Source organism: Seonamhaeicola marinus (genome assembly GCF_008085455.1).
The window spans coordinates 539,967-555,329 of sequence record NZ_VSDQ01000679.1; the positions used below are offsets into that span (position 1 = coordinate 539,967).

The window sequence follows — 15,363 nt, forward strand, 5'->3', positions numbered from 1 at the left end:
TTAAAAAAATAAAAAGTGATGGCAGAAACTAGTACAGTTGATATTAAGTCTATTAACGAGAAGATTGAAAAGGAAAGTGCTTTTGTAGATTTACTCATGCTAGAAATGAACAAAGTAATTGTAGGGCAAAAGCATATGGTAGAACGTTTGCTAATTGGCCTACTAGGACAAGGGCATATTTTATTAGAAGGTGTTCCTGGACTTGCAAAAACATTAGCAATTAATACCTTATCTCAAGCGGTAGATGGTAGCTTTAGCAGAATACAATTTACACCAGATTTATTACCTGCAGATGTTGTCGGTACTTTAATTTATAACATAAAAGAGAATGACTTCTCTATAAAAAAAGGACCAATTTTTGCGAATTTTGTTTTAGCAGATGAGATTAACAGAGCACCAGCAAAAGTGCAATCTGCATTATTAGAAGCTATGCAAGAGAAGCAGGTTACTATTGGAGATGAGACCTTTAAACTAGATAAACCATTCTTAGTAATGGCAACACAAAATCCTGTAGAACAAGAAGGAACGTATCCATTACCAGAAGCGCAGGTAGACCGTTTTATGCTGAAAACAGTTATAGATTATCCTAAACTTGAAGAGGAGCAACTTATAATTAGAGCTAACTTAAAAGGGTCTTTTGATAAAGTAAACCCTGTGGTGTCTATTCAGCAAATACTAACGGCGCAACAAGCGGTTAGAGAGGTTTACATGGATGAAAAAATTGAAAAATACATTCTAGATATCATTTTTGCTACCAGATATCCAGAAAAATATAAACTAGCCGATTTAAAACCACTTATTTCTTTTGGAGCATCACCTCGTGGAAGTATCAATTTAGCAACAGCTGCTAAATGTTATGCTTTTATTAAACGAAGAGGGTATGTAATTCCGGAAGATGTTAGAGCAGTGGTGTATGATGTGTTGCGTCACAGAATAGGAATTACCTATGAAGCTGAAGCAGAAAACGTAACTTCTGTAGACATCATAAACAAAATAGTAAACGAGATTGAAGTACCTTAAAATTGCCCAATTGATAATTGCCAATTGATTATTGAGAGTTAATAATCAATAATAAATATTCAATAGACAATTAAACGATGGATACTAAAGAATTACTAAAAAAAGTACGGAAGATTGAGATTAAGACACGTAGGTTGTCTGATCATATTTTTGGAGGAGAATACCATTCTACCTTTAAAGGGCGTGGTATGACTTTTAGTGAGGTGCGTCAGTATCAGTTTGGAGATGATGTTAGGAATATAGATTGGAATGTAACTGCCAGATATAATGAGCCTTATGTTAAGGTGTTTGAAGAAGAGCGTGAACTTACCATGATGCTTATGGTAGACGTTTCTGGCTCTGAATTATTTGGTACAGAACAGCAGTTTAAAAATGAAGTCATTACCGAAATAGCTGCTACCCTAGCGTTTTCGGCTACTCAAAATAACGATAAAATCGGACTAATTCTGTTTTCCGATAAAATAGAGTTATACATACCACCTAAAAAGGGGCGATCTCATGTACTCCGAATTATTAGAGAACTTATAGAGTTTGAACCCGAAAGCAAACAAACCAACGTTGCAGAAGCATTGAAGTTCTTATCTAACGTGATGAAGAAAAAGGCAATCGTTTTTGTGATGTCCGATTTTATAGCAGATGATTACCAACATACCATGAAAATTGTATCGGGTAAGCATGATGTTACAGGAATTAGAGTATATGACAAACGCGAAGAGGAAATTCCAAATTTGGGTATGGTGCAAATGCAAGATGAAGAAACTGGAGAACTGATGTTGGTAAACACTTCCTCAAAAAAAGTGAGGCTTAATTATAGTAAGTTTTACAATGATAAAGTAAACTACTATAAAGAAAGTTTTACCAGATCTGGTGCAGGAACAATAGATTGTAGAGTGGATGAAAGCTATGTGAAAAAGCTACTGGGGTATTTTAAAAGAAGAGGGTAACAAGCACCAAGTGCTAAGTTAGAAGTATGAAGAATTTAAAAATGAAAAATAAAGTGAATTTAAAACTGAAAAGTAGAAGAAAGGAAGCTTCTTGCTTTGGGCTTAGAGCTTCGAGCTACTTTTCTTTACTCTTTTTTCTATGTTCTTTTGTTTCATTCGGTCAAGTTACATCATCAATAGATTCAACATCCATAAAAATTGGTGAACAAATCACATTTAGGGTAGAAGTTGAAACAGATACAACCAACTTGGTTGTGTTTCCGGAAGGACAAACATTTTCACCTTTAGAAATGATAGATTCTTATGCTATTGATACGCTTAAGAATCAGGATAAATACAACCTAATTAAAAGATACGGATTAACCCAATTTGATTCTGGTTCTTATACAATTCCGAGACAGAAGATTGTTGTTGGAGATAAAACATTCTTCACAGATTCTTTAAAAGTTGAGGTTAACAATATTCTCGTAGATACAACTAAACAGGGACTTTACGATATAAAGCCACTTATTGAGGTTAAGAAAAAAGGCGGTAATTGGTGGAAGTACCTTTTAGTGACGCTTTTAATTATTGGCATAGTGGGCGCTGTGCTATGGTGGTTCATTTGGCGTAAAAAGCCATTAACTGAAGAAGAGCAAATAGCGCTATTACCTCCTTATGATAGAGCAAAATTAGCTTTAAAGAAATTAGATGATAGTCATTATTTAAAGCATGAAGAATTAAAACCTTACTATTCGGAGTTAACACTAATCATTAGAAAGTACCTAGACGAAAAGGTTTATGATCATTCTCTAGAAAGTACAACAGACGAGCTTATCTCAAAACTTAAATTGTTAAAAGATGGTAATCAGATTGATTTGAGCAGTGAGACCATTAAAAATATAGAAAGCATCTTGAAACGTGCGGATTTAGTAAAGTTTGCAAAGTCTGCTCCAGATGTGGCTTTAGCAGAGCTAGATAGAAACACTATTGATGCAGAAATAGACCATGTTCGAGAAGTATTACCAGAACCGTCTGAAGAAGAAAAGTTACTAGATGAAGAGTACCGAAAAGAACAAGAGCGAAAAAAACAACGTAAAAAAGTTATAATAACGGTTGCTATTAGTGCATTCCTATTATTAGCTACAATTGCTGGTTTCTCTTTTAAATATGGCTTTGATTATGTAAAAGATACTATAATTGGGCATGATAGTAAGGAATTATTAGAAGGAGATTGGGTAACAAGCGAATATGGATTTCCTCCAATTACAATTACAACACCCAAAGTTTTAAAACGAATAGAAGCACAAATACCAGAAGAACTAGCTCAGCAAGTAGAGTTAACAACATTTGGTTACGGTAGTTTAATAGATAAATTTAATGTTGTTGTTGCTACATCTAGATATAAAAATTTAGGCGAAAATAAGCTGGATATAAAAAAGGCAATAGAGGGTAATTTAAAAACAATAGAAAATGCTGGAGCTAAAAACATGTTTACCAAGAGCGAAAAGTATGTTACCCCAAATGGAGCCGAAGGATTAAAGGTTTTTGGAACTTTAGATATGCCGATTCCTAATACAGGTAAATTCGAAAAAGGGGAATATGCCATCTTGGGCTTTGTTTCAGAAAATGTTATGCAACAGGTCTTAATTACTTGGAGAGAAAATGACATATACGCAGACCAAATTATAGAGCGAATTTTAGATTCTATTGAACTTAAAAAAGAAGAGCGCAAATGATAGAAGGAATTGAGTTTTTAAATAAACAGTGGTTTTGGTTGTTCTTGCTTCTTCCTTTAGCAATACTGTGGTATGTTTTTAAACATAACAAACAAACTGCTGAACTTAAAATATCCAGTTTAAAAGGATTTAAAGTAACCAATTCATGGTTGCCTAAATTAAGGCATGTATTGTTTGCTTTAAGGCTTATTGCCTTAGCACTTTTAATAACAGCAATTGCAAGACCTCAAACCGTAGATGTTTCTACTAAAACAAAAACGACTAAGGGTATTGATATTGTTATGGCTGTAGATGTTTCCGCTAGTATGCTGGCCAAAGATTTAAGACCAAATAGATTAGAAGCCTTAAAAAAAGTTGCTGCAGAATTTATAAAAGGCAGACCAAACGACAGAATAGGAATTGTAGAATACGCTGGAGAAAGTTATACCAAAACACCAATTACAAGTGACAAAACTATCGTTTTAAAGTCTTTAAAAAGTATGAGGTATAATAACATCATTCAAGGTGGTACAGCCATAGGAATGGGGTTAGCAACTTCGGTAAATAGATTAAAAGACAGTAAGGCGTCTAGTAAAGTTATAGTGCTACTTACAGATGGTGAAAACAATGCAGGTTTTATAGATCCGCTTACAGCAAGTGAGTTAGCTGTAGAATACGGAATTAAGGTGTATACAATTGGTTTAGGAACTAATGGTATGGCATTATCTCCAAGTGGACTGTTGGCTAATGGTAGTTTTCAATATAGTAGAATGCAAGTGAAAATAGACGAAGAGCTTTTAAAGGATATAGCAACTGCTACAGGAGGGAAATACTTTAGAGCAACGAACAATAAAAAACTAGAAGAAATATATAACGAAATAAACAAGCTTGAAAAAACTGAAATAGAAGAGTTTAAGTTTTATAACTATGAAGAGAAGTACAGGTTTCTTGTGTTATTAGCAGGTGTATTTTTATTATTAGAGTTACTGCTTAGATTTTCAATTTTTAGAAGTTTTGTGTAATTGAAAAAGATAAACATTAATTAAGTGTATCAATTAGAAGAGAAAATATGGTTTTGGGCATTATTGGTTATTCCAGTAATAATTGTACTCTTTTTGGTGCTCCAAATTTGGAAACATAAAACACAACGTAAGTTTTCTGATAAAACCTTATTAAAAAAATTAAGTCCGAATACATCACTATTTAAGTCGGTTTTAAAAATAATAGTTTTAAGCTTAGCTTTTTTATGTTTTGTATTAGCTTTAGTTAATCCTAAAATAGGTACTAAGTTAGAGACTATTAAGCGTGAAGGTGTAGATATCGTTTTTGCGGTAGATGTTTCTAAAAGTATGTTAGCCGAAGATGTAGCCCCTAATCGTTTAGAAAAATCAAAACAGTTGGTAACGCAGATTATCAATAATTTGGCCAGTGACCGCGTTGGTATTATTGCATATGCTGGTAGAGCTTTTCCCCAGTTACCAATAACAACAGATTATGCCTCGGCTAAAATGTTCTTGCAAGGCATGAATACAGATATGCTCTCATCTCAAGGAACAGCAATAGGCGGCGCTATTCAATTAGCAGAAACCTATTTTGATGATGAAGGGCAAACCAACAGAGTTTTAATTATTATATCAGATGGTGAAGATCATTTTGGAGATGCTGGACTAAGATCCGCAGAAGAAGTACATGAAGCAAAAGGGGTTAAAATTTTTACTATTGGTGTTGGTGATGTTAAAGGAGGACCTATACCTATTAAAAGAAATGGGGTAGTTCTAAATTACAAGAAAGATGGAGAAGGAGAAACGGTTATAACGCGTTTAAATGAAGACACACTAAAAGACATTGCAGATGAAGCTAATGGTGTTTACATTAATGGGAATAATACGAAAAAGGTTGTAGAAAGTATAAAGGAAATATTAACTAACATGGATAGAACCGAATTTGAAGCTAAACAAATTTCAGATTTTAAAGACCAGTTTCAATGGTTTATTGGTTTCGGGATCTTCTTTTTGTTGTTAGATATTTTCTTGTTAGAACGTAAAACAGCATGGTTAAAGAAGCTGAATTTATTTAATGAGAATTTATAAATTCTTTAACGAAGAAAAAAAATAAGGTTTTATATTTTAGAATAATAGAAATGAATCGTTTACTACTAATCATATTAACACTGTTTGTGTCTTTATCTTTTGCGCAAGACAAAGACAAGGCGCAATTATTGGCTTTAAAAAAAGCAAATAATTATGTGTATGAAGGAAATAAAGTAGTCTCAGAAGATTTTACTTCAGGTGAAGTAGAATACAGAAAAGCTATTTCTGAGCATTCAAAATCTGTTGAGGGTAACTACAATTTAGGAAACGCATATTATAATAATGGCAACTTAGAAGAAGCGTTATATCGTCATCAACAGGCAGCTAATAATGCTACATCTAAGTCGGATAAGCATAAGGCATTTCATAATATTGGTAATATCTTAATGCAAAGAGAAAAATGTACTGAGGCTGTAGAAGCTTATAAAAGTGCTTTAAGAAATAATCCTTCAGATAACGAAACGCGGTATAATTTGGCTTTGGCAAAAGAGTGTGCTCAGAAAGAAAAAGAGAACAAAGACCAAAACGAAGACGATAAAAATAATCAGGAAAACAAGGACGATAAGGATAAAGAGAATAAGGAAGACGAGAACAAAGAAAATAAAGACGACAAAGGAGACAATAAAAACGAAAAAGAAAACGACGATAAAGGGGATCAAAAAGAAAAGGAAGGCGATAACAAAGAAGATGAAAACAAAGATCCTAAAGATAATGAGGGAGATAATAAAGACGACAAGGATAATGATGATAAAGACCCTAAAGATGAGAAAAACGACAAGGGGAAAAATGGGGATAAAGAAGAGGATGAAAAGAAACAAAAGCCTAAGCCTCGTCAAGGTAGAATGTCTCCTCAGCAAATAAAAAACTTATTAGATGCCATGAATAATCAAGAACAGAAAGTTCAAAAGAAAATGAATGTTCAGAAAGGAAAAGGCGCAAAAGTTAAAACAGATAAAGATTGGTAAACCGAAATTATAGCGAATGAAGTTCACTAAAAACATAGCGGTTCTCCTGTTTCTACTCATTTCAAGTGTAGCGTTGGCACAAGTAAAGTTCGACTCTAAAGTAAGTAAAAGCAAACTTGGGGTTAATGAGCGTTTACGTGTGGATTTTACAATGAATGAAGACGGCGATAATTTTAATCCGCCTAGTTTTTCCAACTTTACGGTAATTGGTGGCCCTAATCAATCGGTAAGCAATTCTTGGGTTAATGGTGTTAGAACCTATAATAAAACGTACAGCTACTTCTTAGCTCCTAAAAAAAGAGGAACTTTTACTATTGGGCAGGCAACCATAGAAATAAAAGGCGAAACCTATAAAACTACACCTAAAAAAATAGAGGTTACTGCTGCTGTGGATATTCCAAAAGATCCAAATGATCCAAACTATATAGCCTCTAAAAACATCCACCTAGTCGCTGAAGTTTCTAATGCTAATCCGTATTTAAACGAAGCTATAACGGTGTTATATAGAATTTATATCTCACCAGAGATAGCTGCAGATAATTTAAATGAAATTGATACACCTAGATATAATGACTTTTGGAGTAACAACTTAGATGCTCAAAATGAAAAAGTTACTAATACACAATATAAAGGAGAGGATTATAGAACATTACTTTATAAAAAAGTAGTACTCTATCCTCAAAAAACGGGCAAGTTAGAAATTGAACCTTTAAGCTTAAATGTATCGTTAAGAGTGCCAACTAATAGACGCGATATTTTTGGAAGTAGGCTTATGGCAAGGGTTAACAGAACAGTTTCTGCAGGTAAAAGAGTAATTACTGTAAAACCATTACCCGAAGAAGGTAAACCTGTTGATTTTACTGGAGCAGTGGGTGATTTTAATTTAGACGTATCTGCTTCTAAAACCGAGTTAGATGCTACCGAATCATTACAAGTAAAAGTAAATGTAAAAGGAAAAGGTAACTTAAAATTATTCAAGCTTCCTAAGATTTCATTACCAAGCTCTTTAGAAGTTTATGAGCCAGAACACAGCGAAAAAGTCCGAACTAATCTGTCGGGTATGAGTGGTAGCATTTCGGATAGTTATACGGTAGTGCCTCAGTTTAAAGGGAAATACCCAATACCTAGTATTTCGTTTTCTTATTTCGATTTAAAGACAAAATCATATAAACGTTTATCTTCAGAGGAAATCGTTATTAACGTTTTAAATGGACCAGCTTCAACAACCGCCTCTACAGATAATAGTGCCGTGGCCAATGTAAATAAACAGGCTGTTGTGGCTAATTCCGATCAATTTTCTTTCATAAAAACCAAGTCAGGATTTCAAAGTATGACAACCAGTCATTTCTTTAAAACCGGAACCTTTTGGAGCTTATTGCTGTTGCCATTTTTGGCTATTCCTTTAGCAATAATTATTAGAAAGAAAAAGGCCAGCAGAGATGCAGATGTTCATGGAAACAGAATTAGAAAAGCCGATAGATTGGCTAAAAAGTATTTGAGTAACGCTAAAAAGTCTTTGGGACAAAAGGAAGCTTTTTATATAGCTTTAGAAAAGGCGCTTCATAATTACCTAAAGGCAAAATTACATATAGAGACGAGTGATTTTAGCAAAGATAAATTTATAAGTCTCTTAAAAGGAAAGCAAGTTGAAGATAATGTTATAACCGATTTCATTGGTATTATTGAGAATTGTGAATTGGCAAGATATACCCCAATAGACAATGTTACCATGCAAGAAGATTATGATAAGGCGGCCAAAACCATTTCTTTAATCGATAAACAAGCACGATAGTGTCATTCAGAACAAAGTGAAGAGTCTAATGAAATATATAATTTACATATTAATTACTTTTTCGAGCTTTGGCATTTCTGCCCAAAATCAAACATTATTCGAACAGGGTAATGCACTTTATAATGAAGGTAAATATGCCGAAGCGGTTGATAAGTATAGCGCCATTTTAAAATCTAAAAAGCATTCAGCTAATCTTTATTATAATCTGGCTAATGCTCATTATAAGCTTAATAATATTGCTCCGAGCATCTATTACTACGAAAAGGCGCTAATGTTAAATCCGGATGACACAGAAATAAAAAATAATATTGCATTTGCTCGTAACATGACTATTGACGCTATTGATGTTATTCCAGATGCTGGGTTTTCTAAAATTGTAAAAAATACAACCAATGCGCTAACATTTGATACTTGGGCCAAAGTATCTGTGGCCTTAGTTTTCTGTTTTGTTATTTTATTTCTAGTTTACTATTTTGCCTATTCCACGTTAACTAAACGACTTACATTTGTTGGCAGTTTTGCTGCCCTATTTTTAGTTTGTGTGACTTTAATCTTTGCTTTTCACAGGTTTAATTTAGATAAAAAAGATAATCCTGCAATTGTTTTTGTTCAGGAAACAAAAGTGAAAAGCGATCCTAATCTAAGAAGCGAGGAAGCCTTTAGGTTACATGAAGGTACTAAGGTGCAAGTTATTGATGATTACAACGATTGGAAGAAAATTGAACTTGCCGATGGTAAAACAGGTTGGGTCATTTCTGACGATATCAAACTGTTGAAGGCTTTTTAATATTTATTTAACAATTAAAAACATATATTTGTTATTCTAGCAAAGTGATTTAGAATGACAAGACGTTTAATATGTATTTTCTTTACGGTTGTTTTTGTTGCGTTTTTAACAGCGCCAACAATTCTAACCATAATAGATAATGACATAGACGTTTCAGTATTTTATGCTTCTCCAGAAGAAGAAGAAAAGGGTAATGAAAAAAACAAAGACTACGAAAAATTGTTTTTTGAAACACCTCTTACAGAATCAACATTTGCACAAAAAGAAACTGAAGACCATTTAGAGTATGTTTATAAAAACTACCCTAAACCGCATTTAAATTTTATTGCTCCCCCTCCCGATTTAACATAAATAAATTCCGATTTAGTGGCTTTCCTTAAAAAGGCCTTAGATTATTTTTTAACCAACCCTTAAATTAAAAATAGGGTTACCATTATTTATTTTATGTTTAAAACAATTAAAAATGATTTACCGGCAAGTATTGTCGTTTTCTTCGTAGCATTACCTTTATGTTTAGGTATTGCATTAGCAAGTGGAGCACCTCTTTTTTCTGGTCTAATAGCTGGTATTGTAGGAGGTATTGTTGTTGGTGCCATGAGTGGTTCTAACATTGGTGTAAGTGGTCCGGCGGCAGGTTTAGCTGCAATAGTTTTAGTAGCCATTAATTCTTTAGGCTATCAAAACTTCTTAGTGGCCGTTGTTTTAGGAGGAATTATTCAATTAGTATTTGGGGCTTTACGCTTAGGTATTATTGGGTATTTCTTCCCTTCCTCTGTAATTAAAGGGATGTTAACTGGTATCGGAATCATTATCATCTTAAAACAAATTCCATATTTCTTCGGAATGGATAAAAATCCTCAAGGTGATTTTGCCTTTCTTCAAGTTGATGGAAAAAATACAATTACAGAACTTTTAAATGCAATTAACGCACTAATTAGTGGTAACATTAGCGTTGGTGCAACCGTAATTGCACTGATTGCTATGGCTATTTTAATTTTATGGTCTAATGTACTTTCAAAAAAAGGGAAAATATTTCAGTTAGTTCAAGGACCATTAGTAGCTGTTGTTGTAGGTATTATTTTTTATGTCGTTACGCAAGGCGGTTCTATGAATTTAGAGTCTAGTCACTTAGTATCAGTACCAGTACCAGATAGTTTTGATAGCTTTAAAAGTCAGTTTAACTTTCCAAATTTCGGAGCCTTAGGTAATATGGAAGTTTGGATTACTGGTTTCACTATTGCTTTGGTTGCGTCTTTAGAAACATTACTTTGTGTTGAAGCAACAGATAAGTTAGATCCACATAAAAATGTAACACCAACTAATAGAGAGCTATTTGCACAAGGAACAGGAAACATTGTTTCTGGTATGATTGGAGGTTTACCTATTACACAGGTAATTGTAAGAAGTTCTGCGAATATTCAATCTGGTGGTGTTTCAAAAATGTCTGCCATTATTCATGGTTTCTTTTTATTAATTTCTGTAATAGTTATTCCTAAATTATTAAATATGATTCCGTTATCTGTTTTAGCGGCCGTATTATTCATTGTAGGATTTAAGCTTGCAAAACCATCTACATTTAAAAGTATGTTTAGTCTTGGTTGGAAACAATGGGTGCCTTTTATGGTAACCATTTTAGGAATTGTATTTGTAGATCTACTTTGGGGTATCTTCTTAGGTTTAGTAGTAGGAATCTTAATCATTATGATTAAGAGTTACCAAAACTCTCACTTCTTACATAAAGAAGGAGAAGATGTTGATGATGGTAGAATTAAAATGACTTTAGCTGAGGAGGTAACATTCTTTAACAAAGGAGCTATCTTAAAAGAACTTGATAATATTCCTGCAGATTCGTTTTTAGAATTAGACGTAACTAAAACGAGATATTTAGATAACGACATCATAGAAATTCTTGAAGACTTCGGATTAAAAGCAAGAGAAAGAAATGTAACCGTTAAATTAATTTCAGAAAGGGGTATTGAGGAAAATCCTAAGAGTTATATTGAGTTCTTTAAAAGAGAAATAAAGAGAAAATATCCAGCTTAATAGTACACTACAGGTAAATTTTATTGTGAAAATGATTAAACAATTTTCAAAGACTAAAATCGTACTTTTAGTTGCTATCGTATGTTTTCCCTTGTTAAGTTTTGGTCAGGAAAGTAATTTAGGAAACTGGCTTATTTACATAGGAAGCAAGAAGTTAAATAACAAATGGAATTTGCATCATGAGGTGCAGTACAGAAATTATGATGCTGTTGGAGATTTGGAGCAGTTGCTTTTAAGAACTGGATTAGGTTATACGTTTAACGAAGGTAAAAACAATGTTTTATTGGGTTATGGGTATATCTTATCCGAAAATTATGTTGGTGATACAGATGATAAAGTATCTGTAAATGAACATAGAATTTTTCAGCAGTTTATCTCTAAACAAAAAATAGGAAGCGTAGGTTTAAGTCACCGCTATCGTTTTGAACAACGTTTTGTAGAAGACGATTTTAAAATGAGATTTAGATACTTCCTGGCTTTTAAAGTGCCTTTTAAAACAAAAGAAAAACAAGATAGTAAATTCTATTTATCGGCTTACAATGAAATATTTTTAAACACCGAATCCTCAGTTTTTGATAGAAACAGGGTGTATGGTGGTTTAGGATATACAGTCTCAAAAGGGTTGCGATTGGAACTGGGCTATATGAACCAGTTTTTTGAAAACTCTGGAAGAGATCAAGTCAATATAATAGCATTTGTTAATATATAACGAGTTAACCTTAAATGAAAAACCTATTTTCAAACATAAAAGGAGATGCATTTGGCGGTATTACTGCCGGAATTGTAGCATTACCTCTAGCATTAGCTTTTGGAGTATCTTCTGGTTTAGGTCCCAGTGCAGGATTGTATGGCGCTATTTTTATAAGCTTTTTTGCGGCACTTTTTGGAGGTACTAATACACAAATATCTGGACCAACAGCCCCAATGACTGCGGTAAGTATGGTGGTCATTGCAAGTATTATTGCTGCTAATGATGGCGATGTTGAAAAGGCATTACCAGCCATATTAATGGTATTCCTTTTAGCTGGTTTAATGCAAATAGGTTTGGGAGTTTTAGGATTAGGTAAGTATATAAGATATATTCCTTACCCTGTAGTTTCTGGGTTCATGACAGCTATAGGAGTTATTATTTTACTAACGCAAATTCTACCAGCTATTGGGTACTATCCTAATGAGGATGCAGAATTTGTACAAACTTTTGAAGCCGAGGCAAAAACTAATTTGTTAAGCAATGTTTTAGAAGAAAACATAGGTGATAAGACTTTGGTTTTAGACGCTTTAAACGAAACTATAGATGATGCAAAACATATTACAGATGCAGATATAGTAAAGGAATCTAAGAATATTGCTAAAAGTAAAGCCAAAAAACCTCAAAGTGTTATAACATTATTACCAAGAGCGCTTTCCAATATTAATTGGTTAGAGTTAGCTTTAGCCTTAGGAACAATAGTTATAATATACGGATTTAAGCGTATTACCAAAGCTGTACCTAGTACCTTAGTTGCCTTGGTAGTTATGACTGGGATTGCCCTAGGTTTTGGTCTAGATTATAGACCAATAGAAGAAATTCCAAGCGGATTTCCCGTACCCAAATTAGAAATGTTTGCGGAGTTTAGTTTGGGTAGTGTTATGCCCTATTTCTTTACAGCATTAACGCTAGCTTTATTAGGAGCTATAGATTCATTGCTTACAAGTGTTGTAGCCGATAATATGACCAAAACCAAACATAAACCCAATAGAGAATTAGTTGGTCAAGGTATTGGAAATACAATTGGATCTATTTTTGGAGGTATCCCTGGTGCAGGAGCCACCATTAGAACGGTTGTAAATATTCAATCTGGAGGTAAGACAAAATTATCTGGAATGATAGCTGGGGTATTATTGCTTATTATCCTTTTAGGATTTAGTGGTATAGCCTCTAAAATTCCTACTGCGGTACTAGCTGGTATTTTACTAACAGTTGGTATAGGCGTTATGGATTATAAAGGCTTAAAAGCTATCCCAAGTATGCCAAGAGACATAAAGATTGGTCCAATACGTTTGAGTTCGGAAGTGTTAATCATGTTTATTGTATTACTACTTTCAACGTTTTGGGATTTAATTTTTGCTGTTGGTATTGGTTTGGTTATTTCGTCTTTAATGTTCATGAAAAAAATTGGACATGTTACCGCGCAATTATCCGATGTTAAACCTTTAAAAGAAGAAGCCTGGGAAGACGAGATTGGGTTCCCTGAAAATCTAAAGGAAGAAGTGTTTATTAAACATATAAAAGGTCCTTTATTCTTTGGTTCTACAAACGATTTTCAACAACTGGCAGCTCAAATTCCTTCCACAGCAAAAACTGTTATTCTTAGATTTGGAAGAATGCAGTATATGGACCAATCGGGCCTGTATGTTTTAGAAGATATACTTCTCGATTTAAGAAAAAATGGGGTGCAATTTTTAATTGTAGATCTATTGCCCCAGCCTCGTTATTTAATGGAACGTATTGATATTATTCCAGATTTAGTTCCAAACGAGCATATTTTTAAAACATTTGACGAATGTTTACAATGGATTAAAGAAAATATAAAAGATAAGTATTAACAACTTAAAATAAGACATTATGAAAAACGTAGCCATTACAAAAGCAGTTCAAGATACATTAACACCTCAAAGTGTTCTACAAGATTTATTAGACGGAAACAAAAGATTTATTGAAGGAAAAGGTCAAGCAGTTGATAACGGTGCTTTAGTAGAGCAGACTGTTGGTGGACAGTTTCCAAAGGCTGTGGTATTATCTTGTATAGACTCTAGAGTGCCAGTAGAAACAGTTTTAGACCAAGCTATTGGCGATATTTTTGTTGCTCGTGTAGCAGGAAACTTTGAAAACGAAGATATTTTGGGCAGCTTAGAGTATTCTTGCAAAGTGGCAGGAAGTAAATTGGTGTTAGTATTAGGACATGAGCACTGCGGAGCTGTAAAAGCAGCGTGTGATGGTGTAGAATTGGGTAATATTACGCATTTATTATCTAACATTTTACCAGCGGTAAAACAGTCTTCGGAAGAGGTTGAAGGAGAAGCAAATTCTTCGAATGCAGAATTTGTTGCTAAAACAGTTGAAAATAACGTAAAGTTAACTATAGAAAGAATTAGAGAGCGTAGCCCAATCTTAAAAGAAATGGAAGCTAATGGAGAAATTCAGATTCTTGGAGGCGTGTATATGTTATCTTCTGGAAAAGTGGAGATGATTTAAGAATCAACGTAATAAACAGAATAGAAAAGCCACCTCAAAAAAAGGTGGCTTTTTGCATGATAGTTTCGGGATGCTAATTGAAATAAAAATTATGTGTAGATTAAGATTTACAATAAGGAAATAGTTTGCACGTTTCCTCATGTTTTAATTGTTAGAGTTTGCTTCAGGCATTTAAAATGTAGTAACCCCTTCATTAGGTTGATAAACATAACTAAATGTATAATGTTGCGAATCACTAGAAGTGTCCCCATCTTTGTAATAACTTAATATTTCCACTTTAGCATATTTTCCATCGTTTGTTTTAATCACTAAGACTTTTCCGGCTAAAGGCGTGATTAAATGAGTAGGATGTCCCGAATAATTGTACCATCCATTATCACTACCTGTTGGTATCGCTAATCCCGAAGCACTGTCTTGTAACAGCAAAGAAGCGTCTACGTTAACAACTCCTGCCAAAGTTCCGCTTGCAATATAAGCCGCGCCGTTTCCAGAACGATTAGGCTCATTAGTAGCACCTTGTGATACGCCTCCATTAATTAAAACGGTGGTTCCTCTAAATGCTATATCCCAATCGTTACCAGTTGTGGTTGCACCTGATGCAAAAGAAAATCTTGTAAATTCTCCAGAAATGGTAGGAGGGTTTGTAGTGTAATCTGATGTTTGCACTGCTGCTAAATTTGTAATGGTCTTGGATTCAGTTTCCAATAGCGTTGGACTGTCATCATCGTTACTACAAGATGATAACCCAATAAATAGTGCTAATAAAGTTAATAGTTTCAAAGTTTTCATA

General features: G+C 33.7%; 14 protein-coding genes. 13 read left to right on the plus strand and 1 reads right to left on the minus strand.

The window, feature by feature from the left end; all coding sequences use genetic code 11:
* The first annotated feature begins 18 nt into the window (after positions 1-18).
* The 13 genes from FUA24_RS13500 to FUA24_RS13560 all read left to right on the plus strand — a co-directional run bounded on the left by FUA24_RS13500 (position 19) and on the right by FUA24_RS13560 (position 14,573).
* Positions 19-1,020, plus strand: coding sequence for an AAA family ATPase (locus FUA24_RS13500; protein WP_148543173.1), 1,002 nt, complete (start codon positions 19-21; stop codon positions 1,018-1,020).
* Between the two features lie 77 nt (positions 1,021-1,097).
* Positions 1,098-1,964 carry a DUF58 domain-containing protein gene (locus tag FUA24_RS13505; RefSeq protein WP_148543175.1) on the plus strand — a complete coding sequence of 289 codons (867 nt, stop codon included), beginning with the start codon at positions 1,098-1,100 and terminating at the stop codon, positions 1,962-1,964.
* Positions 1,965-1,990: 26 nt separating this feature from the next.
* Positions 1,991-3,682, plus strand: coding sequence for a BatD family protein (locus FUA24_RS13510; RefSeq protein WP_246147052.1), 1,692 nt, complete (start codon positions 1,991-1,993; stop codon positions 3,680-3,682).
* Positions 3,679-4,683 (plus strand): vWA domain-containing protein, encoded by a 1,005-nt coding sequence (locus FUA24_RS13515; protein ID WP_148543177.1) that lies wholly within the window; start codon positions 3,679-3,681, stop codon positions 4,681-4,683. Before FUA24_RS13510 ends, FUA24_RS13515 begins: the two co-directional genes overlap by 4 nt.
* A gap of 24 nt (positions 4,684-4,707) precedes the next feature.
* Entirely contained in the window at positions 4,708-5,751 is a 1,044-nt protein-coding gene (locus tag FUA24_RS13520) for a vWA domain-containing protein (protein WP_148543179.1), read from the plus strand.
* 50 nt (positions 5,752-5,801) lie between these two features.
* Positions 5,802-6,716: a tetratricopeptide repeat protein gene (locus FUA24_RS13525; RefSeq protein WP_148543181.1), complete on the plus strand. Its 915-nt coding sequence runs from the start codon at positions 5,802-5,804 to the stop codon at positions 6,714-6,716.
* A 16-nt stretch (positions 6,717-6,732) separates the two neighbouring features.
* On the plus strand, positions 6,733-8,508 hold the full coding sequence (locus tag FUA24_RS13530) for a BatD family protein (protein WP_148543183.1): 1,776 nt from the start codon (positions 6,733-6,735) through the stop codon (positions 8,506-8,508).
* Positions 8,509-8,536: 28 nt separating this feature from the next.
* Positions 8,537-9,295: a tetratricopeptide repeat protein gene (locus FUA24_RS13535; protein WP_148543185.1), complete on the plus strand. Its 759-nt coding sequence runs from the start codon at positions 8,537-8,539 to the stop codon at positions 9,293-9,295.
* Between the two features lie 54 nt (positions 9,296-9,349).
* Entirely contained in the window at positions 9,350-9,646 is a 297-nt protein-coding gene (locus FUA24_RS13540; protein WP_148543187.1) for a hypothetical protein, read from the plus strand.
* Between the two features lie 93 nt (positions 9,647-9,739).
* Entirely contained in the window at positions 9,740-11,338 is a 1,599-nt protein-coding gene (locus FUA24_RS13545) for a SulP family inorganic anion transporter (protein ID WP_148543189.1), read from the plus strand.
* A gap of 31 nt (positions 11,339-11,369) precedes the next feature.
* Positions 11,370-12,047: a DUF2490 domain-containing protein gene (locus FUA24_RS13550; RefSeq protein WP_148543191.1), complete on the plus strand. Its 678-nt coding sequence runs from the start codon at positions 11,370-11,372 to the stop codon at positions 12,045-12,047.
* A 14-nt stretch (positions 12,048-12,061) separates the two neighbouring features.
* Complete coding sequence (locus FUA24_RS13555) at positions 12,062-13,924, plus strand: SulP family inorganic anion transporter (protein WP_148543193.1); 1,863 nt, start codon at positions 12,062-12,064, stop codon at positions 13,922-13,924.
* Positions 13,925-13,943: 19 nt separating this feature from the next.
* Positions 13,944-14,573 carry a carbonic anhydrase family protein gene (locus tag FUA24_RS13560; RefSeq protein ID WP_148543195.1) on the plus strand — a complete coding sequence of 210 codons (630 nt, stop codon included), beginning with the start codon at positions 13,944-13,946 and terminating at the stop codon, positions 14,571-14,573.
* A gap of 171 nt (positions 14,574-14,744) precedes the next feature.
* Here the strand turns inward: FUA24_RS13560 and FUA24_RS13565 are convergent, their stop codons facing one another.
* Entirely contained in the window at positions 14,745-15,362 is a 618-nt protein-coding gene (locus FUA24_RS13565; RefSeq protein ID WP_148543197.1) for an HmuY family protein, read from the minus strand.
* Between the last annotated feature and the right edge of the window lies 1 nt (position 15,363).

Coding starts and splice junctions, on each gene's coding strand:
- FUA24_RS13500 (WP_148543173.1), top strand. CDS start 19: ATGGCAGAAACTAGTACAGTTGATATTAAGTCTATTAACGAGAAGATT.
- FUA24_RS13555 (WP_148543193.1), top strand. CDS start 12,062: ATGAAAAACCTATTTTCAAACATAAAAGGAGATGCATTTGGCGGTATT.
- FUA24_RS13545 (WP_148543189.1), top strand. CDS start 9,740: ATGTTTAAAACAATTAAAAATGATTTACCGGCAAGTATTGTCGTTTTC.
- FUA24_RS13550 (WP_148543191.1), top strand. CDS start 11,370: ATGATTAAACAATTTTCAAAGACTAAAATCGTACTTTTAGTTGCTATC.
- FUA24_RS13510 (WP_246147052.1), top strand. CDS start 1,991: ATGAAGAATTTAAAAATGAAAAATAAAGTGAATTTAAAACTGAAAAGT.
- FUA24_RS13515 (WP_148543177.1), top strand. CDS start 3,679: ATGATAGAAGGAATTGAGTTTTTAAATAAACAGTGGTTTTGGTTGTTC.
- FUA24_RS13540 (WP_148543187.1), top strand. CDS start 9,350: ATGACAAGACGTTTAATATGTATTTTCTTTACGGTTGTTTTTGTTGCG.
- FUA24_RS13560 (WP_148543195.1), top strand. CDS start 13,944: ATGAAAAACGTAGCCATTACAAAAGCAGTTCAAGATACATTAACACCT.
- FUA24_RS13530 (WP_148543183.1), top strand. CDS start 6,733: ATGAAGTTCACTAAAAACATAGCGGTTCTCCTGTTTCTACTCATTTCA.
- FUA24_RS13525 (WP_148543181.1), top strand. CDS start 5,802: ATGAATCGTTTACTACTAATCATATTAACACTGTTTGTGTCTTTATCT.
- FUA24_RS13535 (WP_148543185.1), top strand. CDS start 8,537: ATGAAATATATAATTTACATATTAATTACTTTTTCGAGCTTTGGCATT.
- FUA24_RS13565 (WP_148543197.1), bottom strand. CDS start 15,362: ATGAAAACTTTGAAACTATTAACTTTATTAGCACTATTTATTGGGTTA.
- FUA24_RS13505 (WP_148543175.1), top strand. CDS start 1,098: ATGGATACTAAAGAATTACTAAAAAAAGTACGGAAGATTGAGATTAAG.